This is a genomic window from Sphingobium sp. ZW T5_29, assembly GCF_044987515.1.
Lineage (GTDB): Bacteria > Pseudomonadota > Alphaproteobacteria > Sphingomonadales > Sphingomonadaceae > Sphingobium.
Window position 1 is genome coordinate 102,412 of sequence record NZ_JBJDRM010000008.1, and the last position, 20,877, is coordinate 123,288.

23 protein-coding genes are annotated in these 20,877 nt (G+C 61.9%); 10 read left to right on the forward strand and 13 right to left on the reverse strand.

The features are described 5' to 3' along the window. Nucleotides 1–2 precede the first annotated feature (2 nt). Entirely contained in the window at nucleotides 3–521 is a 519-nt protein-coding gene (locus tag ACI3KQ_RS08805; protein ID WP_404956740.1) for an SRPBCC domain-containing protein, read from the reverse strand. A 310-nt stretch (nucleotides 522–831) separates the two neighbouring features. Here ACI3KQ_RS08805 and ACI3KQ_RS08810 point away from each other — a divergent pair, with 310 nt between their 5' ends. Both ACI3KQ_RS08810 and ACI3KQ_RS08815 read left to right on the forward strand, forming a co-directional pair. Further along, the gene (locus tag ACI3KQ_RS08810; protein WP_404956742.1) at nucleotides 832–2,424 is read left to right on the forward strand and encodes a GMC family oxidoreductase; all 1,593 of its coding nucleotides are present in this window, start codon (nucleotides 832–834) and stop codon (nucleotides 2,422–2,424) included. Nucleotides 2,425–2,483: 59 nt separating this feature from the next. Beyond that, nucleotides 2,484–3,794, forward strand: coding sequence for a spinster family MFS transporter (locus ACI3KQ_RS08815; protein ID WP_404956744.1), 1,311 nt, complete (start codon nucleotides 2,484–2,486; stop codon nucleotides 3,792–3,794). Between the two features lie 82 nt (nucleotides 3,795–3,876). Here ACI3KQ_RS08815 and ACI3KQ_RS08820 read toward each other — a convergent pair whose 3' ends face one another. The 3 genes from ACI3KQ_RS08820 to ACI3KQ_RS08830 all read right to left on the reverse strand — a co-directional run bounded on the left by ACI3KQ_RS08820 (nucleotide 3,877) and on the right by ACI3KQ_RS08830 (nucleotide 6,697). Then, nucleotides 3,877–4,650 carry an SDR family oxidoreductase gene (locus ACI3KQ_RS08820; RefSeq protein WP_404956746.1) on the reverse strand — a complete coding sequence of 258 codons (774 nt, stop codon included), beginning with the start codon at nucleotides 4,648–4,650 and terminating at the stop codon, nucleotides 3,877–3,879. Between the two features lie 85 nt (nucleotides 4,651–4,735). Next, nucleotides 4,736–5,599 carry an SDR family NAD(P)-dependent oxidoreductase gene (locus ACI3KQ_RS08825; RefSeq protein WP_404956748.1) on the reverse strand — a complete coding sequence of 288 codons (864 nt, stop codon included), beginning with the start codon at nucleotides 5,597–5,599 and terminating at the stop codon, nucleotides 4,736–4,738. An 18-nt stretch (nucleotides 5,600–5,617) separates the two neighbouring features. After that, nucleotides 5,618–6,697, reverse strand: coding sequence for a Rieske 2Fe-2S domain-containing protein (locus tag ACI3KQ_RS08830; protein ID WP_404956750.1), 1,080 nt, complete (start codon nucleotides 6,695–6,697; stop codon nucleotides 5,618–5,620). A 161-nt stretch (nucleotides 6,698–6,858) separates the two neighbouring features. Between ACI3KQ_RS08830 and ACI3KQ_RS08835 the strand changes: the two genes are divergently transcribed. The 4 genes from ACI3KQ_RS08835 to ACI3KQ_RS08850 all read left to right on the forward strand — a co-directional run bounded on the left by ACI3KQ_RS08835 (nucleotide 6,859) and on the right by ACI3KQ_RS08850 (nucleotide 9,465). After that, the gene (locus ACI3KQ_RS08835) at nucleotides 6,859–7,296 is read left to right on the forward strand and encodes a nuclear transport factor 2 family protein (protein ID WP_404956751.1); all 438 of its coding nucleotides are present in this window, start codon (nucleotides 6,859–6,861) and stop codon (nucleotides 7,294–7,296) included. 123 nt (nucleotides 7,297–7,419) lie between these two features. Then, nucleotides 7,420–8,091, forward strand: coding sequence for a TetR/AcrR family transcriptional regulator (locus ACI3KQ_RS08840; protein WP_404956753.1), 672 nt, complete (start codon nucleotides 7,420–7,422; stop codon nucleotides 8,089–8,091). Nucleotides 8,092–8,243: 152 nt separating this feature from the next. Further along, nucleotides 8,244–9,032: an SDR family oxidoreductase gene (locus ACI3KQ_RS08845; RefSeq protein ID WP_404956755.1), complete on the forward strand. Its 789-nt coding sequence runs from the start codon at nucleotides 8,244–8,246 to the stop codon at nucleotides 9,030–9,032. A 70-nt stretch (nucleotides 9,033–9,102) separates the two neighbouring features. After that, nucleotides 9,103–9,465 (forward strand): EthD domain-containing protein, encoded by a 363-nt coding sequence (locus ACI3KQ_RS08850; RefSeq protein ID WP_404956757.1) that lies wholly within the window; start codon nucleotides 9,103–9,105, stop codon nucleotides 9,463–9,465. A gap of 7 nt (nucleotides 9,466–9,472) precedes the next feature. On the opposite strand, the gene ACI3KQ_RS08855 is transcribed toward ACI3KQ_RS08850, so the two are convergent. The 4 genes from ACI3KQ_RS08855 to ACI3KQ_RS08870 form a co-directional block, all read right to left on the reverse strand. Beyond that, nucleotides 9,473–10,033 carry a carboxymuconolactone decarboxylase family protein gene (locus tag ACI3KQ_RS08855; protein ID WP_404956759.1) on the reverse strand — a complete coding sequence of 187 codons (561 nt, stop codon included), beginning with the start codon at nucleotides 10,031–10,033 and terminating at the stop codon, nucleotides 9,473–9,475. Between the two features lie 73 nt (nucleotides 10,034–10,106). Continuing rightward, nucleotides 10,107–10,886, reverse strand: a complete 780-nt coding sequence (locus tag ACI3KQ_RS08860; RefSeq protein ID WP_404956761.1) for an SDR family NAD(P)-dependent oxidoreductase — start codon at nucleotides 10,884–10,886, stop codon at nucleotides 10,107–10,109. 32 nt (nucleotides 10,887–10,918) lie between these two features. Then, nucleotides 10,919–12,196 (reverse strand): MFS transporter, encoded by a 1,278-nt coding sequence (locus tag ACI3KQ_RS08865; protein ID WP_404956763.1) that lies wholly within the window; start codon nucleotides 12,194–12,196, stop codon nucleotides 10,919–10,921. Nucleotides 12,197–12,266: 70 nt separating this feature from the next. Further along, on the reverse strand, nucleotides 12,267–12,731 hold the full coding sequence (locus tag ACI3KQ_RS08870; RefSeq protein ID WP_404956765.1) for a nuclear transport factor 2 family protein: 465 nt from the start codon (nucleotides 12,729–12,731) through the stop codon (nucleotides 12,267–12,269). A gap of 317 nt (nucleotides 12,732–13,048) precedes the next feature. Between ACI3KQ_RS08870 and ACI3KQ_RS08875 the strand changes: the two genes are divergently transcribed. Genes ACI3KQ_RS08875 through ACI3KQ_RS08890 form a run of 4 tightly spaced genes read left to right on the forward strand, consistent with a single transcriptional unit; the run spans nucleotide 13,049 to nucleotide 16,124 of the window. Further along, nucleotides 13,049–14,224: a sulfotransferase family protein gene (locus ACI3KQ_RS08875; protein ID WP_404956767.1), complete on the forward strand. Its 1,176-nt coding sequence runs from the start codon at nucleotides 13,049–13,051 to the stop codon at nucleotides 14,222–14,224. 12 nt (nucleotides 14,225–14,236) lie between these two features. Then, the gene (locus ACI3KQ_RS08880) at nucleotides 14,237–15,220 is read left to right on the forward strand and encodes a mycofactocin-coupled SDR family oxidoreductase (protein ID WP_404956769.1); all 984 of its coding nucleotides are present in this window, start codon (nucleotides 14,237–14,239) and stop codon (nucleotides 15,218–15,220) included. Beyond that, nucleotides 15,220–15,672: a nuclear transport factor 2 family protein gene (locus ACI3KQ_RS08885; RefSeq protein ID WP_404956771.1), complete on the forward strand. Its 453-nt coding sequence runs from the start codon at nucleotides 15,220–15,222 to the stop codon at nucleotides 15,670–15,672. The genes ACI3KQ_RS08880 and ACI3KQ_RS08885 overlap by 1 nt, the downstream gene beginning before the upstream one ends. A 2-nt stretch (nucleotides 15,673–15,674) precedes the next feature. Further along, complete coding sequence (locus tag ACI3KQ_RS08890; RefSeq protein WP_404956867.1) at nucleotides 15,675–16,124, forward strand: nuclear transport factor 2 family protein; 450 nt, start codon at nucleotides 15,675–15,677, stop codon at nucleotides 16,122–16,124. Here the strand turns inward: ACI3KQ_RS08890 and ACI3KQ_RS08895 are convergent. From ACI3KQ_RS08895 to ACI3KQ_RS08915, 5 genes are read right to left on the reverse strand one after another with little or no spacing between them, the layout of a single operon-like run. Further along, nucleotides 16,116–16,721, reverse strand: coding sequence for an EthD domain-containing protein (locus ACI3KQ_RS08895; RefSeq protein ID WP_404956772.1), 606 nt, complete (start codon nucleotides 16,719–16,721; stop codon nucleotides 16,116–16,118). The genes ACI3KQ_RS08890 and ACI3KQ_RS08895 overlap by 9 nt on opposite strands. Further along, entirely contained in the window at nucleotides 16,718–17,674 is a 957-nt protein-coding gene (gene meaB, locus ACI3KQ_RS08900; protein ID WP_404956774.1) for a methylmalonyl Co-A mutase-associated GTPase MeaB, read from the reverse strand. The genes ACI3KQ_RS08895 and meaB overlap by 4 nt, the downstream gene beginning before the upstream one ends. Before the next feature lie 4 nt (nucleotides 17,675–17,678). Then, entirely contained in the window at nucleotides 17,679–18,107 is a 429-nt protein-coding gene (locus tag ACI3KQ_RS08905; protein WP_404956776.1) for a cobalamin B12-binding domain-containing protein, read from the reverse strand. A gap of 4 nt (nucleotides 18,108–18,111) precedes the next feature. After that, nucleotides 18,112–19,833: a methylmalonyl-CoA mutase family protein gene (locus ACI3KQ_RS08910; protein ID WP_404956778.1), complete on the reverse strand. Its 1,722-nt coding sequence runs from the start codon at nucleotides 19,831–19,833 to the stop codon at nucleotides 18,112–18,114. Continuing rightward, on the reverse strand, nucleotides 19,830–20,786 hold the full coding sequence (locus ACI3KQ_RS08915) for an SDR family NAD(P)-dependent oxidoreductase (RefSeq protein WP_404956779.1): 957 nt from the start codon (nucleotides 20,784–20,786) through the stop codon (nucleotides 19,830–19,832). Before ACI3KQ_RS08915 ends, ACI3KQ_RS08910 begins: the two co-directional genes overlap by 4 nt. Between the last annotated feature and the right edge of the window lie 91 nt (nucleotides 20,787–20,877).

Consider the following 20,877-nt stretch of genomic DNA (forward strand, 5'->3'; position numbering starts at 1 on the left):
GCTCAGCGCAGATCGCCGCGATGCATCGCTTCGGCCCGCGCCTTCAGCGCCCGCGCTGAATCGTTGAAAGCGCGCGCGATCCACGGGCCGGCAAAGCGCATTACATGGATGCCGTTGGGCCCAGTAAAGGCATCGGTCGATTGGTAGCGGCACTTTTCCGGTCCCAGTTCGTCGATCATCTGGTCCCGCCGCGCCGGATAGGGCCAGGCTTCGTTATCCAGCATTTCCCACGACAGCAGCCGCCCCGGCTCAAACGCACAGATATATTCGCAATTGGGGGCCAGGCTGCCGGGATTGGCATAGTTTACCAGCCGCATATGGACCGGCGCGCCCATTTCCAGGGTCGATTGCGCCCACACGCAAAAGGGATTCCATTCCCCATATCGCGGCATGTCGGTCAGGATGTTCCACACCAGCATCGCGGGCGCGTCGATCTCTATCGGATCGGACGCCACCAGGATGTCGTGGTCATATATGGCAAAGGGATCGTACCGTTGTTCGGCAACGCTATCGGCGAGCATCGACATCTCCTGCTATTTTATATCCTGCATGGCCAAGCGCAATATGCTTCACCATGACGCGCGGTCACGACCTGCCGCCAGGACCACATTTTACGGTGCACGAGACGGTAGCATGGAATGTCGTAGGGTCAACAAGTAGACGCCCAGAACGCGTTCAAACTTCGCCTTGGAAGCATCAACCGGGATTTGAAGACTTGACCTGCGTAGCCTTCTGCACGAATCAGTCCGCAAAAGATCGGCGGCTACTCACCCGGATGGAGTCCATTTAGGTTCCGCCCACAAGTGCGGACGTGCCGTTGTTGGAGAGATCATGGCTGACCAATATGACTTCATCATCGTGGGCGCAGGGTCGGCGGGATGCGTGCTGGCCGGTCGCCTGTCAGCGGACCCCCGCAACCGCGTCCTGTTAATCGAGGCGGGCGGGCGCGATCGCAGCATTTTCATCCATGCACCCGGCGGGCTGCTGCCGATCATGTATCGCGGCATGTTCCAATGGATGCATGTCAGTGTGCCGCAGACCCACGCCCAAGGCCGCCAGATGTACACCCCGCGCGGCAAGGTGCTGGGCGGATCATCATCCATCAACGGCATGGTCTATGATCGCGGCGCCGCGGCCGACTATGACGGCTGGCGTCAACTGGGCAATGAAGGGTGGAGCTATGACGACGTGCTCCCCTATTTCAAGAAGCTGGAGACGTTCCAGCCCGGCGGCGAGGAAGGATATCACGGCGAAGACGGCCCGGTGATGGTGACCCGCCCCGGCATCGACAACCCACTGGCAAAGGCGTTTCGCAATGCCGCCGTCGCCGCTGGCGTGCCCTATAATGAGGACCCCAGCGGGTCAGTGCGCGAAGGCGTATTTCCCGCCGACGTCACCGCGTCAGCCGGTCGCCGTTTCAGCGCAGCCCGCGCCTATCTGAAGCCCGCGCTCAAACGGGCCAACCTGCGCATCATCACCGACGCGCATGTCGAACGGATCATCGTGAAGGACGGTCGCGCCACAGGCGTCGCCTGGCGGCGTGGCGAACAGGCCGAACGGGCCAGCGCCACGCGAGAGGTCATAATATCCGCCGGGGCAATCCATTCACCCTGGATCCTGATGCTTTCCGGCATCGGCGATGGCGATCATCTGCGCCAGGTCGGCGTGCCAATCGTCCATCACCTGCCCGGCGTCGGCCAGAATTATCGTGATCATGTGGCGGTGACGGTGAAGCAATATTGCACGCAGCCGGTATCGTTGTTCAACGTATTCCACCCGCTGGTCGCGGCAAGGGCCATGGCCAATTTCGTCCTGTTCCGTCGGGGACCGCTGGCCACGCCGCCCGCCGAGGTCGGCGCTTATCTCAAGACCATGCCGGGCGCGGATACCCCCGATGTGAAGGTGCATTTCGCCATGGCGCTGTATGAAGCCATGGGCCGCAAGCTGATCATGGAACATGGCTATTTCGCCCATATCGACCTGTTGCGGCCCGAAAGCGTGGGCGAAGTAAAGTTAACCGGCGCGGACACGACAGCGCCGCTATCCATCGACCCCAATATCCTGTCGACCGCCAACGACATGGCGATGGGCCGCGCAGCCATCCGCGCGGTGCGCGACATATTCGCGCAAAGCCCCTTCGATCCGTTCAGGGGCGAAGAACTGGCCCCCGGCGCGCATATCCAGTCGGACGACGAATTGGATGCCTATCTGCGGGCGACCGCCATTTCCGACATCCATGCGGTAGGAACATGCCGCATGGGGCATGACCCAATGGCCGTGGTCGACCCCCAATTGCGCGTCCATGGCATTTCCGGGCTTCGGGTGGTCGATGCGTCCGTCATGCCACGCGTGCCCGGCGGCAATACCAATGTGCCCACAATGATGGTGGCGGAAAAAGCTGCCGACATCGTTCTTAATGGATAATCCTGTCCAAAGGAATCAGACGGCCTAGATGGCCGCGCGCCAGATAATGGAGAATGGGAATGCCGCAAACCCGTGAGAGGGGAAGCCGACCGGCCTATTGCCTGTACATATTGTTGCTGGTGTTCCTGCTCAATTCGCTCAGCTATGCCGACCGAAACCTGTTTTCCATCCTGATTCCGGCGATCAAGGCGGAGTTCGGCATCAGCGATTCGCTGCTGGGGCTGATCGGCGGGCCGGGCTTCATCATCAGCTATGTGCTGTTTTCAATGCCTCTCGCCCGCTTGGCCGACCGCTGGTCGCGCCGGGGCGTGCTGGCGCTGGCGGCGACCCTGTGGAGCGCGGCGACCGCCATGTGCGGGGCAGCGGGCAATGCGGCTCAACTGGCGATGGCCCGGTTCGTCGTGGGTATCGGCGAAGCTGGCGGACTGCCTCCATCACAATCGATCCTGGCCAGCACCTTCAGCGAAAAGCGCCGATCGGCAGCCATGGGCGTGCTGGCGTCGAGCACCTATTTCGGACTGATATTGGGCCTGCTGGGCGGCGCGGCGGTGGCGGCTGAATGGGGCTGGCGCGCCGCATTCTTCGCGCTGGCGCTGCCGGGCTTTCCGCTCGCGCTGCTCATCTGGTTCACGGGACTCAAGCGGGAGAAACAGGATATCGCGCCGGGCGCCGGACAAAGCGGTCCAGGTTTCCTGGCGTCGGTCCGCATGTTCTGGGGCATCAAGTCATTGCGCTTGATCGCAATCGGCGTCGGCACATTCAACATCTTTGGCTATGCAGGCGCGGTGTGGATGCCCGCATATTTCATGCGGTCCCACGGCATGAGCGTCATCGAAGCGGGCGCGTGGCTGGGCATAGGCGCGGCGATCGGCGGCATCACTGGCAGCGTGGCCGCCGGTGCGATCGTCGATCGACTGCGCGTGCGGGGCGAACATTGGCAGTTGCGCCTGCCCGCCATCGCGTTCCTGCTGGCCTTCCCCCAGAATGTCGCCATGTACATGCTGCCGGGGGGTGCCGGGATCAACGTGGCCGGGAATCATGTTCCGGGCGTAGCCCTGATCGCGATTGTTGGCGGCTTCCTGGCCGCTTCCTGGGCCGGGCCTTCGTTCAGCGCCGCGGCGAAACTGGTCGCGCCGTCGCAGCGGGCGCAGGCGACGGCGATGCTGATCGTCGTCATCAACGTCATCGGCAGCATGGTCGGTCCATCGCTCAGCGGACTCGTCAGCGACTTGCTGGTGGGACGGATGGGCGAGGAATCGCTGCGTTACAGCCTGTTGATCATGAGTTTGCTGACGTTGGCAGGCGGGATGCTGTTCTGGCGCGCATCAACCCACTATCCGCGCGATCTGGCGGCGCGAGAAGCTGCCTGAAAGATGGGCCGGACGTAGCATGCCTGCGCCGTCCGGCCTCTTTTAGCTGACCCACCCATTTCGGGTCATTTGCTGGACAGGATCAGCGCTTCGCGCTTTCTTCCTTCACGATTTCCAGAAACAACGGACGCTCTCCGCCGCCATGCACTTCGAGCTTTGCGCCGCTGATATAGGCTGCGGCGGGTGAGGCAAGGAAATTGACGGCTTCGGCGATGTCGCTACCGCGCCCCATCCGACCCAGCGGCAGGGATGCTGCGATACGGTCCTGTGCGGCGGCGCTGCCATATGTCATTTCCGCCGTTTCCGTTTCGATGAGGCCGACGATGATGGCGTTCACCCTAACGTCAGGTCCCCATTCCTGCGCAAGGCTGGTGGTCAGGCTGATCAGGCCCGCTTTCGCCGCGCCGTAGATGGCGGTATCGGGCGAGGGACGTATGGCCGACACGCTAGCGATGTTGACGATGGAGCCGCTCGCAGCCTTCAAATGCGGATAGGCCGCCTGCGAAACATGCAGCGGGGCCAGCAGGTTGAGTTGCAGGATGCGTTCGGAAAAACGCGGGCTGGCGGTGGCGGCATCGGCCTGCGGCGATCCGCCAGCATTGTTGACGACCAGGTCGATACGCCCGTGCCGAGCGACCAGCGCTTCGATCCAGGTGGCGACGGCAGCGGGATCGCGAATGTCGCAGGCGTCGAATTCCGCCTCTTTGTCTTCAAAAGCGATCGGCTGTTCCGGCGGCGTCCGACCGCAGGTGGCGACGGCATAGCCTTCCGCCAGCAACCGCCGCACGATCGCCGCGCCAATTCCTCGCGTGCCGCCCGTGACTATGGCGACCTTGCCCTGACCTGTTTCGCTCACCTGCCCTGTCCTTTCTTCATCGACATGCGCGCGCATGTCGCCCTTTCCGCCGCGCGGCGCAAGGCGGTCTTTACGAAGCGGGCGCTTATGCGACGATGGCGGGATGAGGAATGCGGGGATCGCCCAACATGGCGCGATAGGATGGCGGAATGCGGCCTTCCGCCTCCGTAATACCATAGCGCTGCGCAATTTCGGCTGTGATCAGCGTCTGGCCGTTCAGTTCGTCCCTCGCTGGATCATCGTGGATCGCGGCGATGACGCGGCCGTTAAACTCCGGCGTTTCCGCTTCCGCCATGAACTTTTCATATTGTTCGGGATGCTCCGCCAGCGTCTGGGCGCTGCGTTCGGTCATGAGAGGCCCCATCCATAGCGAGATGGCGGCGACGCCCGTGCCCCGGAAATCCACGCCCATGTCAGCGGCGAACTTGTCCACGCCCGCCTTTTGCGCGCCATAGGCCGCGCCGTGCATGTAGCACACCGATCCAAAAGAAGATGTGAAAGCGATCAGCCCGTCGCCCGCGGGCACCATCATGCGCGCGGCATGCCAGCTGGCGAGATAATGGGACCGCAGGCCGACGTCCAATATGTCCACCAGCCCAATCGATTTTTCCCAGAACGGGCCGGGCTTGACCAGATCATCGTTCAGCGCGGCGACATTGTTGACCAATATGTCGACCCGACCGCTTTCGTCGGCAACCTGTTCGAACAGAGCGGCAATGGCGGCACTGTCGGCATGATCGACCTGAACGGCCCGGCCTTCGCCACCTGCCGCGTCGATCTGGGCAGCGGTCGCGCCGATCGTGCCGGGCAGCGCCGCGTCCCCTTCGCGAATGGTGCGACCGGTCACATAGACGCGATAACCCTTTTCACCCAGCGCAACCGCGATTCCACGGCCCGCACCCCGGCTGGCGCCGGTGACTATCGCCACCGGACGTTCGATCCTGTCCATATTCTTATCCTTGTCCCGTCAGGCGGCGGCGCTGGAAGTGCGCTTGTCGAGCGTCACGTGCAGACCGTTGGTCCGCTTGTGGATGTCCGGCAGCTTTTCACGCGGGTTGTAGAACTGCTTGTACCAGGTCCGAACCTTGCCATAGGGCCCGTCGTTCGGGATCACCATCGGATTGAAGCAAGCCCGCTTGTTCTGCCAGATTTCCACGTCCTGGGCGAAAGCAAGACGGCTGCCTTCCTGATATTCGGCGGCGGCGGCGCGCAGTTCGTCCGTGATCGGCGACGACCCGTCATTCACCTGCACCATCAGACCGTGCCACACGCGAATCTTGCCATCTTCGATGGGCGTGTGCGTGATCATGATGAAGCTGTCGAATGTGCCTTCCATTTCCGACTGCAGGATCGACGGGCCAGTATACCAGGTATCGAGCGTCAGGACGTCATCCGGGTTCAGCGTCAGCGTCCGATGGCCAGCGGCATAATATTGATGGACGATGTGTTCCTTGAACTCGTTCGCGAAATAGACGAAATCCTTCGCGCCGTGAATTGGCACGAAATGCCCGAAGTCAGCCATGTTATCGACCACTTCGATGGGATGGATATCCAGGTCGCCCATGAAATCGAGCCGCCACCGTACCCAGCCCGGCGCGTCCCAATGACCGCCGAAATCGGGCAGGTCGAAATTGGGTTCCAGCCCTTCAGGATCGTACCACATCCAGATGGTGCCCGCCCGTTCAATGGCCGGAAAGGTCTTGAGCTTTGCGGCCTTGGGCACGAAATCCGAATAGGGAATATTCTTGCAGGCACCGTCCGGCCCATATTGCCAGCCATGGAAGGGGCAACGGATCGATTCGCCCTCCACCTGCTCACCATCGCGGACGATGTATGAGGTAGTGTTCTTGGCAAGGTGCGCGCCCATGTGCGGGCAATAGGCTTCGGTCACGTAAACCTGCCCGCTTTCGCCGCGGTACATGACCAGATCCTGCCCGAAATACCGCATCGCAGCCGGAGTCCGGGTCGCTTCGGCGCTTTCGCCGACCATGAACCAGCCACGGGGGAAATCGAACTCACCCAGACGATAGTCTGATGACTTTGCCATAAAAACACCCTCTCGTATTCAGCGGCAAATTAGCATGAAGAGCGAACCAATGCCACCCCTTCCACCAATCGTACCGGGCAGAAATAATCGCGCCGATCTACGCAAACAAGGGTATATAGACAAGCCCATTGCATAAATGCGGTGAAGCAGGAGAGTTGAACGTGTCACTAAGCGACGACCGACAGTCTGACGGCGGCCCGGCGAAAGCGGACCCCAACCCATCCCAGGCCGCGATGCGCGCGGGGCTGGAAGCCTATGTCAGTCGGATCAACGATGGTGACCGCGATGGCGTGATCGCCCTGTTTGCACCCGGCGCTACGATCGAGGACCCGGTAGGAAGCCCGATCAAGCAAGGGGATGAGATCACCGCCTGGTTCAGCGACACCGTCGCCTACCGCACGCACATAACGCCCGTCGCGCCGATCCGTGGATCGCATTCCAACGCAGCGGCGCTCATGTTCGAAGTCAGCTTTCAGCCCCCGGAAGGCCCGCGCCTGCTGATCCGATCGCTCGACATCTGCACGTTTAATGCCCAAGGGTTGATCACCAGTCTGAAAGCCTATTGGGGACCCGATGACGTCCAGCCCGCCAACGGATAGCGCCCCGGCGCTCTGCTTCTTGTTTCCTCCGGGCGCTGTGCCTAATGTTCGCCGGGCAGGAAGTTCGCCTATTATTTGAACGCACCCTCCTGTCGCTGGCGTTCAGGAGTGCCGAACCGGTCAATGTCCATCACCCGCCTGTCGAGCGCCGACCGTCGCGCTTCCATCATTTCCGCTGCCCGATCCGTATTCGCCCGCTACGGCCTGGACGGCGCGCGGACCCAGCAAATAGCGCAGGCCGCGGGCGTTTCCGAAGCCCTGATATTCCGCCATTTCAGCAGCAAGACGGCCATATACCGGGCTGTACTGCGGGAAGTGATCGCCGATCAGAATGCGTCTTTTCGCAATTTCACCCTTCCCGAACCCAGCACGCGAGGCCTGCTGCAAAGCATAGGCTATTTGATGGAGCATGCCCTGAAGGGTAAATACGCGCCCAACGCCGATGGCATGCGCATGGTCGTAGGCAGCCTGGCCGGCGACGGCGGCTATGCCAGGCTGGTCTATCGACGTGCCCTGCGCCTGTCCCAGGCTGGAATGGAACGGGCGATAGCAGCCGCCCGCGCGGAAGGTGCGATGACCGGCACAGCATTATCGACCGTGAACGCCGCCGCCTTTCTGGAACATGTCGGTACAATGGTGATGATGGGCCGATGCCACGACCGCGATGCCATCATCTATGATGACGATGGTGGGCGGCTGCTGCGCGACGCCATCATGTTCTGCGGTCGTGGCCTGGGCATCGCGGAAGAACACATCACGGAATTTTTGGACTCCATGCCTCCGCAAAATACATGAGTTTGCGGCAATCGCTTATCATATTGCGTAGGCTTCTGCCTTAACCTATCAACGTTGCATCAGGGATTCCCGGCGGGGCCCGTGGATAGAACAGAAATCTTGCCGCCTGTCGCAAACGCCATTGCGGCCTGAAAAAATGGAGAGGAAGAACTATGTTACTTCGGGATAAGGTCGTGATCGTCAGCGGCGTAGGCCCCGGCATGGGCCAGGCGCTGGCTCGCCTAGCCGCGGCCGAAGGTGCGTCGGTCGCACTCGCCGCGCGCAACCAAAATTTTCTGAAACAAGTGCGCGACGACATCGTGGCCAAGGGCGGCAAGGCAATCGCCATCCCCTGCGACGTTTCGGACGAAGCTCAGTGCGCACAGCTGGCCGAACAGGCGAGCGCCGAATTTGGCGGTCGCGTTCACGGGCTGATCAACAGCGCCTATTATCACGGCGACTGGAGCGTCATCGAAAATAGCGACACCGCCGACATCGCCAAGGCGGTCGACGTGAACTGCCTGGGCGCATTGCGCCTGACCCGTGCCTGCATCCCCTACCTGCGCGATGGTGGCGCGGTGGTGAACGTGTCCACCATGGCGACGGTTCGCCCCTATGGCGGCGAGCATGGCATGGAAATGGGCTATGCCATTGCCAAGGGCGCACTCAACACCTTGGGCAAATATATGGCCGCTGACCTTGGACGTTATGGCATTCGCGTCAATACATGCCGCATGGGCTGGATCCACGGCGAGCCGGTCGAAGGGCATATCCAGAGCATGGTCGATGCGGGTCACAAGCGTGAGGATGTGGTCGCGGACATTGTCCAGCATATACCGATCGGCATCATCCCGCCTGAAGACGATTGCGCCCGTGCAGTATTGATGATGGTTTCGGATTATAGCCGGGTCGTGACGGGCGCTGCGCTCGACGTCAACGGCGGGCAATGGATGGCGCCCTGACCCTTTCCCCGTCCGCGGGGATCGGTTGAAGGAAGCGGGCGCAGCGGGTACGTGCACGAAGGAGACATCCATGTTCAAATGCATCGCCCTGCTGCGTCGGCGATCCGACATCAGCCATGACGCCTTTGTCGATTATTACGAACGGCAGCATGCGCAGCTGATCCTGCGCCTGCTGCCGGGCATCGCCGATTACCGCCGCAATTATGTGCAGCGAGAAGGCGCATTCCTATCTTTGGAAGCGCCGGTCGATTTCGATTCCGTCACTGAAATCCATTTTGCGGATTGTGCCGCCTATGACCGGTTTCTGGCCATGGCAGCCGACCCCGACATCGCCCGGCAAATCGCAGAAGACGAGGCCAATTTCCTGGACCGCGCCGCAACGCGCATGTTCGTGGTCGACGAGCGGGCGAGCAAGCCGACCCACATTGCTTAGAGCCTGTTCATTCCGCCGCTTGGTGAAACGGCAGGCATACGCTGTCGAAGCCCAGCACATGGGCGACGCGCCCTAGCCCTACCCAAGCCGCGACGCTGTGCGCCAGGTCGACAATCTCTGCATCGGAAAACAGCGCATGGGCGCGTTCCCAGAAATCTTCGTCGGCGGCGATGGCCTTTGGTTCTTCGGCGAAACGTTCGGCAAACTCTATCGCAGTTCGCTCTCTGGGGCTGAACAGGGGCGATGTGCGCCATTCTTCCACCGCAGCGTAAAATGATTCGTCGGGGGCCGGGCCATTGTCAGTAATCAGATGATCCGGGCGCACCCCTGTCGCGGCAAACATCGACGGCGCATCACGGGCGGCGCGAAACTGCTGGCATATGATGCATCCGTTGATCTGCGCGATCCGTGACCGGGCACCTTCAAATTCACGCAGCGACAGGATGCTGTGCTGATATACCGCTTTTGAAAAAATACCTGCCCCCGCCATGATTTCCCGCCCATGTTCACGGGCGGCATAACCATAGGGATCGGCCGCACTTTCGGCGGGAATATCGATGCGTAACATGGATAATATCCTTTCGCAGTCGTAAGTTCCGGCAGGCGAAGACAGCTCCGCCCGCCGGGTCAGTATAATAGCATCAGCCCGCGCCCGGCGCGCCGGGGAAGCCCATATAATATTGGCCAACCACCATGCCGCCATCGACCACGATCTCCGCGCCGGTCAGATAGGATGAATCGTCGCTTGCCAGGAAAAGGCTTGCCTTCGCGACTTCTTCCGGCGCGCCGACCCGTTGCAACGGCACATTGCCATAGGCCTGGTCGACCTGGTCGCGGCTGCGCCCTTCCTGATTGGTCATGACCGTATCGACACCACCGGGATGGACGGAATTGACGCGCACCCCCTTATGCCCCAGCTCCATCGCCGCGACGCGGGTCAGGCCGCGCACGCCCCATTTGCTGGAACAATAAGCGCCCAGGCCGTTCGCGCCCTTCATCCCGTCAACGGACGATATGTTGACGATCGCCCCCTTGCCGCGCGCCACCATGCCGGGGCCGACCGCCTTGATACCCAGAAATTCTCCGACAAGGTTCACGTTCAGGACCCTTTGATAGTCGGCCAGCGTCGTGTCGAACAATGTGCGGAACAGCAGGATACCCGCATTGTTGACCAATATATCAACGGGACCCAGGTCAGCCTCTACCGCGGCAACCAGCTTGGCCCAATCTTCCTCACTCGTCACGTCATGATGGTAAAAGCGCGCGGCGTCGCCCAATTCGGCGGCCAACGCCGCTCCTTCGGCGTCCAGCAGGTCAGCGATGGCGACCTGCGCTCCTTCCGCCGCGAACAGGCGGCTGGTTGCCGCACCCATGCCACGCGCACCGCCGGTTATGATTGCCGTCTTGCCTTGAAGTTTCACGTTTCACCTTCCTTCTGAAAGAAACGCGCCATTCAGTTGGCGCAGGACAATTCTGGGCGTGCAGCATCTTCAACAGCTCTGCCAAGAGGTGCGCCGCGCCTCATTGTCAGGAAAAGGATTGCGACGAGGGCTGTCCCGCCGATGATGAACCAGGCCACCGGGCCATAGCCGCCAGCCGCGTCATGCAGCACCCCTGCCAATGGAGGTAAGCTGAAGGTCAATGGCAGCGTGGCGAGACCATAAATCCCCAATATGCGTGGGAGCGAATGCTGCCCGAAAAGCCGGCTCGCCAACATGTTGACCGCAGGATACACGCCCGCCCCGCTCATGCCGATCAGCAACGCCGCAGCGGCCATCGGTGGATAGGCAGTCGTGGACAGCAGGACGATCCAGCTGGCGCACAACCCGCAGGACATCACAACCAAGGTTTGTGAAGCGCCGATGCGGCCGCACAACATCCCCGACAGCAGCGACCCCAGAATGGCGGCACCGCCCATGATGGATAACAACAGCGCGGCGGGACTGGCCGCAATGCCCCGTTCAATAGCGAACGCGACCAGATGCGACACGCCGGTGATCCCGGCTGCACTGAGATACCCCGCGCCGATCGTCATCGCCCAGAAAGCAGGGCTGCCCAGCACCGCGCGTACGGCAGGCATTTTATACGCTACATGACCATGCGGATCAGGCGCCGGTTTACCGATGACCTCAGGACCGTCCGATACGCCATGGATCACCGGCAGCAGCAGCAGGTGAAGCGCCGCGAGCGTCAAGTAAAATGACCCCAACCCATGGTCCTGGATCAGTGCCAGCCCAACCATCGGCAGCAGCGCGAGGAGCAGCGGCATGTTGGTGATGCCCAACGCCGGACCAGGATTCTGCGCATTCCAGTTGCTGGCGAGCACGCTGGACGGGAAAGAGCCCAGCATCGCCGTCCCTAGCCCGATGGGCAAGGCATAGAGCAGCAGGACCGTCACCATGTCCGGCGCAACCGCAAGCAAGGCATAGCCTATGAAGGACAGAGTCGCACCCAACATCATGGTCCAGCGCAGGCCGATGCGCGTGATCATCGCGCCGATCAGCGGACCGGACAGCCCTGTCGTCAGCACGCAAAGCGCCAGTCCGAGCGCGGCCGCCCCACGGCTTGCGCCAAATTGTTCCTGCAACGGCAGCACCGTGACGCCAAAGGCCCCATATGCGGAGCCAATGGAAACATTCTGGGTCAGGAAGGCGCGAAATACCATCCATCGCGCCGCGTGGGAACCGACGCTGGCGGATGGGCTTGCGCCGTCCTTCGTGCGTGCATGCATCCGTTTATATTCCCTGCTGGCCGCTGCAAAAAGCGCGGTTTAATGTCAGTTCGCGGCTAGCCTGTTTCAGTCAAGTTTCAATTGATACCGGCGGCACTGGCGGCATTTCGGGCGTGTTGTAGGAATAGCCCATTTCTTCGTAGCGTTCCGCGATACGCCAGCCCTTTTCCGTGCGCACCAGCCGGTCGCGATACCAAAGGCCGATGAAGAAGACCTGCTCCACATCATCCTCACCCTTGTACACCATGGGGTTGAATAGGACGGTGCGGCTGCGAGCGACGTCGCCCTCCAGATCCAGCTTGGTCGTCGCGATCATGTGCTGGTAGCGGGGGAAACGCTCCAGCGCGCCGGGCAGCCACGCCTTGATTTCGGCATAGCTTCCCTTGGCCCCGCCGGTTTCGCTGTAATCGATGGTGGCGTCGGGGGTGAACACGTCATCCAATGCGTCCCAGTCCCGAAAATCGATCGCATGGCTGTAGCTGGACAGAAGATCCGATATTTCCATGCGGTCGGAAATTTCCTGAAGGGACAGCATTGGATTTTCCTCCTCCACTCAATCGCATAAATGACCGGGGCCATTCGATTCGCGCTTGCATTGATTTTTACCTGATCATTATTGATATGCGTAGCCGAAGCGCGCAAGTATCGATTGACGTTGCGCTGGGGGAAGAGATTTCTCTATAGCGAAAACACGATGAAGAGCGGCTCGACCGGACTGCGCGACCATGTGCGATCCTGTCGGCACGGTCCGACGGGAGAAGGCGAGGATGACATTCTGTAAAGAGCCTGAGCGCCCGCATTCGCCTGGCCGCGCCCTTCACATCCTTTTCCATTAAACAAAGAGTGATGCCCATGGCCCCTTCATCCCCCACCGCAGGCACCGCGCCTCTCGACCGTGAAACCCTGTTGCAGCAGGCCCGCGACCGGGCGGGCCTTTCCGATTTCGGCGACCTTTGGTTCCTGGAACCGATGGACCGCTATATCGAAGCGTCAAACCTGGAAGGCGCGCTGACCCCCGCGGGCGTCGCGTCCATGACGGAGGTCATCGTCAAGGGCCTGGTCAGCCGCCTGCGCATGGTAGAGGATATCAAGCGCCACCCTGAGATATTGGATGAAAAGGTGGAGGTCGCGGGCATCATCCTGGGCCTGCCCCGCACCGGCAGCACCATATTCCAGCGCCTGCTGGCAAGCGCGCCGGGCATGACGGGCCTGCGCTGGTATGAAGCGCAGAATTTCGCGCCCTTCCCCGGTGAAGAGCGCGGCAATCCGGTGGAGCGCCGCAACTATGCCCAGTCGATGATCGACGGATGGCTGCAGCTTGCTCCCGAACTTGCCTCCATCCATCCGCTCGACCCCGAAGCGCCGGACGAGGAAATATTGGTGCTGGGCCAGATGTTCGTCAGCACGATGGTCGAAGGGATGAACTTCATCCCCAGCTTCGCCCGCTGGCTGAACGGCTATGACCAGTCGCGCGGGCATCAGGATTTGAAGACCATCCTTCAATATCTTCAGTGGCAGGACCCTGCCCGTCGCGGGACCAAATGGATTTTGAAAAGCCCGTCCAACCTTCCCTATGTGGAAACCGCAGCTCGCGCCTTCCCGGACGCGCTGCTGATCATGACCCATCGCGACCCGGTAGAGACCGTCCCGTCCTATGTGTCGATGCAGGCTGCGCTGTATAAGCTGAGCGCGACCATTTCCGACAAGGATGTCAGCGGTTTCTGGTTCCCGCGCCTCGCCGAATGGATGCGCATGTTCGAAGCCGCGCGGGAACGCATCGGCGAAGACCGCTTCATCGACATCGACTATAAAGAGGTCGGCAAGGACCCGATGACCCAGGCCCAGCGCGTGCTTTCGCGCATCGGCGTCCCTATGGACGACCGGCTGGAGGCGGCGCTCACCGAATTTCTGGCGGGGAACAAGCGGGAACAGCGCCCCATGCACGACTATTCGCTGGAACGGTTCGGCCTGGATGAAGAAGCGATCAAGGACGCATTCGCCGCCTATCGGGAGCGCTATATCGTCTAGAAGGAGCGCCAGGTGGCGGCGGCCTGCAATGGAGAGGATGAGCGGATGACACAGGACAGTCCGACGATTTCACGCCGACATTTCGTCGCGGCGGCAGGCGCCGTCGCCGCGACGACCGCCGCCACCGCCGAAGCGGCGACACCGCAACGCGCCGCTGGCCGCTTCGCCGGCAAGGTCGCATGGATCACCGGCGGCGCACGGGGCCAGGGCCGCAGCCACGCGCTGCGCCTCGCCGCCGAAGGGGCCGACATCATAGTGTCGGATAGCCTGACCGCCGTGCGGTCCATCGACTACGCCATGGCGACGCAGGCGGACCTGGACGAAACCGCAGCGATGGTGAGGTCGACGGGCCGCCGCGTGCTGGCGATCAAGTCCGACGTGCGCGATCCCGCGGCGGCGGCGGCGGTCGTGCGCGAGGGCAACAGCATGTTCGGCAGGATCGACCTGCTTGTCGCCAACGCGGGAATCTATGGCACTTCGCCCATGGCGTCGATGAGCGATGCCCTGTTCAACGATGTGGTCCAGACCAACCTGTACGGCGTGTTCCACAGTCTGCGCGCCGTGCTGCCGGGCATGATAAAGCGCCGGTCTGGCCGCATTGTCGCCGTCGCATCGCTCGCCGCACGCAGCGGACAGGTGAATTCCGCAGCCTATTGCGCATCGAAATGGGGGGTCATCGGCATGGTGAAGGCCACCGCGCTTGAAGTCGCGAAGAACAATGTCACGGTCAATGCCGTCTGCCCTACCGGAGTCAATACGCCGCTGCTCAACAATCCCGCCACCTGGAAACGCGCGCTGCCCGGCGACCCCAATCCGACCCAGGCGAAGTTCGAAGCGATGATGCGCGCCAACCCCTTTGCGCCGCAGGGCGTGCCCTGGGTCGAACCGTCCGATGTCAGCGACAGCGTGCTGTTCCTCCTGTCCGACGAAGCCCGGCATATCACCGGTTCCGCCATCGACGTGGCGGCGGGCAGCATGGCAGGGAATGTGGCCTGATGACAGATTTGCAATCATTGCTGGACGAACGGCAAATCGCGCGAGGCCTCAGCCGCTTTGCCCGAATATTGGACCAGAAACGCTGGGACGATCTGAGCGATGTGTTCGCAGACGACCTGACGTTTCATTACGGCGTGGGGGAACAGCAGGGCATGGCGGCACTGCGCGCCCAGATGCGCCGGTTCCTGGATATATGCGGCAATACGCAGCATTTGATCGGCAGCTTGCTGATCGACGTGGACGGCGATCAGGCGGTCAGCCGCGCTTATGTCCAGGCCCGCCACCAACGCAAGGATGACCCCGTTGGCCCGATATTCGATTCGACCGGAGAATATATCGACAAGTGGCAGCGCCGACCCGAAGGCTGGCGCATCGTCCGCCGTGACGCCCTATGGTTCCTCCATCATGGAGATCCGGGCGTGCTCGCCGCCGGTGACGCGGATTTAGGGTGAGCATGCTGAACGATATCGACAGGCTGATCGCCCTGCAGGAGATAAAGGCGCTGAAAGCCCGTTATTTCCGCACCTTGGACAGCAAGGATTGGGCTGGCCACCGCGCGGTCTTTGCCCCGGACCTGATCGCCGACTTCCGGGACTCATCGGGTGAACGCAACGACGCGATGTTGATCCATGGCAGCGAAGCCTATGTCGCGGGCCTGTCCGCCATGTTGGAAAATGTCGTCACCGTCCACCATGGTCATATGGCCGAAATCCAGTTCCAATCAGCAAACGAGGCGACCGGCATCTGGGCCATGGAGGACAAGCTGTGGGTGCCGGAAGGATCGGTCCTGCCGTTCCGGTTCATGCACGGTTATGGCCATTATCATGAAAGCTATGTGCGGCTGGGCGACGGCTGGCACATTCAGGCGACGCGCCTTTCCCGCATCCGCGTCGACCTATCTTGAAGATAACAGCTGCGCGGCAGGCGTTTCCACGCGATGCAGGATCAGGCGGCGGACGGTCGCCCCCGTTGGAGGGTCGCTCAACTGGACATGACCGGGCATCCATAACACAGCGGCAGCGGGGAATTGTGGATCGCCCCAAGAATTCGTGAAGTCGAGCGACATGCCAGCATTTTCCAAAGCGACCATCCGCGCCCAGGATAAAATATGTTCGCACCCTTCGACCCGATCGCCCGCAATATCGATCAGGAAAGCGGTGCGCGCGCCGTCCGCTGTGGCGGGTTCGCCCGATGACAGCGCATATTCCTCCACCCCCGCCGACGCGATGCGGCTGCGATCCATGAATTTTTCCTCGTCAGCTCGCATGATATCACCCACCGGGCCATTCATCAGCGCGGCGGCGGCGGCAATGTCGTCAGCCCAAAACTCGCTGATGGTGTCATAGTCCGGCACGTCACCACCCACGATGTGATTTCGGGCATAGCGCGTGAACGGGAAATGGCGCGCGCCGAGCGGGGCATGTCGATCCTCATAATAGGCATGGAACGCGGCCCGCGTGGAATTGGGCCGGTGGACCAGGGCGCAAATGCTCTTGGTCATGCAAGGCCATCCTTTCCGTCGATCAGCGCCAGCAGGGTCCCGGCGGCGGTATAAGGGTCGATGCGCCGGGCTTCTACATCCGCCAGCACGGCCTGACCCTTTGCGCACAGCGTCCGCGCGGCCAGCCGTTCACGCAGGATGCCCAACGTCTGTTCACGCTCGCGCAACCCCGATCGTCTGGCAAAGCCGTCGCGCGCTTCCAACGCGGCACGGTGCGCGAAGATGGCGTCGGCAATTTCCTTGCCACCTTCGCCACTGGTCGCGACAGCGCGCAGCAGCGGAGTGGACCAGCCTGCATCCCGCGCCACCGCCGCCTGTTCGCGCAGGTGGAGCATCAGTTCATATTGGCGCTGTGTCGCTTGATAGCCGTCACGGTCAGCCTTGTTGATGACGAATATCTCACCCGCTTCCATCAGGCCCGCCTTCACGGCTTGCACTTCGTCGCCCAAACCGGGCACGCCGACAATGATGGTGGTGTGGGCCAGGTTGACGATGTCGATTTCGTCCTGCCCGACGCCGACGGTCTCCACAATCACGATGTCATATCCCATCGCATCCAGAACCAGGCAGGCGTCATGGGTCGACCGCGACAATCCGCCCGCTTGCCCGCGCGTGCCCAGCGAACGGATGAACACGCCGGGATCGAGCGCGTGGCGGGCCATTCGCACCCGGTCGCCCAGAATCGCCCCGCCGGTGAAGGGGCTGGACGGATCGACGGCGATGACCCCGACGCGCAGGCTCCTGCCGCGCAGTTCCGTCACCAGCATGTCGGTCAGCGTGGACTTGCCCGCGCCCGGTGGACCAGTGACGCCAACGATCTGCGCGCGCCCGGTCGCGGGGAAGATGCCTCGCACAAGATCGGCGCCACGTGGGTCGCGATCGTCCAGCCAGCGGATGGCGCGCGCACCAGCGGCGACGACGCCGTCCAGCACCCCTTGCGCGATATCGTCCATTCGTTCAGGCCGCTTCCGAAGCCTGTTTCCCGGCCCACCATTGTTCCAGATATTGGACGATGTCGCGCGTGTCCGCGCCCATGGTGAATATCTTGTGCACGCCCGCTTCCTGCAGGAACGGCTGATCCTCCTGCGGAATGACGCCACCTGCCAGTAACAACTTGTCCCCGCCGCCCTGCTCACGCAGCAGCCGCGCCAGCTTGGGCAAGCTGCGCGTGTGCCCAGCCGACAAAGTAGAAATGCCCACCACGTCGACATCCTCCTGGATGGCGGCGGCGGCGACCATTTCGGGCGTCTGCTTCAGGCCGGTGAAGATCACCTCCATCCCCGCTTCACGCAGGGCATGGCCGATGATGGTGACGCCGACAGTGTGGGTGTCCATGCCCAGCTTGGCGAGCAGCACGCGAAGGCGGCGGTTTGGCTGTTCCTGCATCTCGTCAAACTCCTGCAAGCTGGCTGTCGGGAGTGTGGACGCCGAACACGTCGCGCATCGCGTTACACAGTTCGCCGTGCGTGGCGTAGAGCTTCACCGCTTCCAGACACACAGGGACCAGATTGTCGCCATTGCGCGCCGCTTCGCGCACCTTGTCGAGCGCGGCGTCGACCGCAGGCTGGTCGCGCCGGGCACGAAGCGCCCGGATCTTTTCGACCTGCTGCTCCTCCATATCATCGTTCAGGCGGAAGATTTCGATTTCCCGCTTTTCCTCCGGCAGGACGAGGTGGTTGACGCCCACCCATTTGCGGCGGCCTTCCTCCAGATCCTTGTTCCGTTCATATTGTTCGCGGCCTAGAGCGCGCTGGAAATAGCCGTTCTCGATCGCCTTCACGGCCCCACCCATGGCGAAGATCTTTTCCATCTCCACGAAGGCCGCATCCTCCATCTGTTTGGTTAGCGTTTCGACATAATAGGACCCGGCGAGCGGATCGATCGTTTCCGCCACGCCAGTTTCATGCGCGACAATGTGCTGCAACGCCGCGCCGACCCGGATCGCTTCTTCAGCGGGCAGCGAATGGGCTTCATCATGGAGCGGCGTAGTCATATTCTCGCCCGCGCCGCCCAGCGCGCAGGCGGTCGCCATGATGGCGAGACGGCCGATATTATTGAGCGGCTGCTGAAGCGTGAGCGCGATCGTGGTTGGCGACGTCATAAGCCGAATCTTGAGCGCTTCGGGCCGGGTGGCGCCATAGCGTTCCTTCATCAGCCGCGCCCAGCATTTGCGGAAGGCCCGCAGCTTGCAGATGCCTTCGAAGAAATCCATGTCCACATTGACGACGAAATGGTTGAGGTAAGGCGCAACCGTGTCGATATCCAAACCGCGTTCCAGCGTCGCGTCAATATAGGCGCAGCAGATCGCAAGGCTGAACGCGATCTCCTGCACCGGGTTCGCCTTGGCAGGCTGAAGCTGGGCGGAAATGATGGACAGGGGCGCCCAGTTCGGATGATGGCGAATGATATATTCAATCGCGTCGGTCGCGATGCGAAGGCCATGTTCGGGCGGATAGATGTAACGCCCGACACAGGTATATTCGATCAGGATGCCGTTGACGATGTGAAGAACGAAATCCTTGGAATCAACGCCCTTTTTCTCCAGCGCGGCAATGATCATGGCCAGGTTCACCGGCTGCGGCGCGTTACAAACGCTCATGAGATATTTGAGCTTGTCGAACGGCAAGTCGAACGCGTTTTCCAGATCTTCCAGACTGTCGAGCGCCATGCCTGCGCGCCCCACTTCGCCTTCTACCATCGGGTCGTCGCTGTCATAGCCATTGGTGGTGGCAAGATCATATTCCAGGATCAGGCCGGACAGGCCCTGATCCAACATGAAGCGCGCCCGCTTCGCCCAGTCCTCGCCTTTGCCAAAGCCAGTGACCTGCGTCATCGTCCAGAAACCGGAGCGGTGGCCGTTTGGCCGGGTCGATCGGGTAAAGGGATATTCTCCCGGAAAGCCGACATCCTTGAGATAATCGAAACCCACCGCGTCCAGATCGGCAGGCGTGTAGAGCGGCTTGATCGGCCATTTGAGCGCCTGGGTGACGAAGGGATCGCGGCGTTCCGGCTGCGCCGCGACGAAGGGCGCGCGCGTTTCCGCCTCCCATCGTTCGGTCTCGGCGATGATATTGTCATTGGCCGGGGCGAAAGCGCTGACAGGATGGTTCATGCGACTTCCTTCAGGATCAGAGGTTCGGCAACATCCCACAGGCGGCGCGCATTGCCGGGGTCGAGCGAGGCGGCGGTGACGCCCCACCCGGACGGCAGGGGCGGCGACCATATCGGCGCAATGGCGCAATCCTCCAGATACAGGCCGCCCCGTCCTGCCAATTCCGGTGCGACAGCGGCCCATACCGGCGTCGCCGCGCCTTCTTCCACCGTCTTCATGCTGCCTTGCGGCAAGGTGCCATCCTCATTCACCCAGCCCAGCCGAACGGCGTCCTGAAAGGTGACATGGCGACCCAGATTGGTCATGACCCCGCCGGGCGTGCACGCGTTCATGGTGACGCCCTGCGGTGCATGGCGGCGGCTATATTCCACGGCCAGCAGGTTGGCGCACAGCTTGGCGTGGCCATAGGCTTCGAACTTTTCATAGGCGCGCCGTTCGTAATTCAGGTCGTCCAGCCTCAGTTCCGCAAGATGATGCGAGCCGGATGAGACGATCACCACCCGGCCCCTGCGCGCGGCCAGGTTGGGCAGCAGCAGTTCGGACAGGAGGAACGGGGCAAAATAATTGACCGCCATCTGGCTTTCAAACCCGTCCTTCGTGCGGGTCAGCGGCGGTCCCATAAGGCCGGCATTGTTGATCAGCAGGTCAATCGGGCGCTCGCTCCACCGCGCGGCAAAGGCCCGGACCGATTCCATGGACAGCAGATCGACCCCTTCCACGCTGGGACGGGTGCGTCCATCGGTCGCGGCAGCGATCGCATCAGCAGTCTGCGCGCCAGCCGCGACATCGCGCACCGCCAGTGTGACCTCCGCCCCCGCCTTGGCCAGAGCAGACGCGATGGCCACGCCCACGCCGGACGAAGAGCCGGTAACGATAGCGGTGCGCCCGGCCAGATCGACGCCGCGCAAAATATCGTCGGCGGTCGGCACAGCGGCGCTGCTGTGGTTTGACATTCTCTCTCCTGATTTATCCGCGCAATTTACAGCAAGCTGCCGACCCAGCCAATCTGACCCTTGCGGATTGGCGCACGATTCATGAATATAC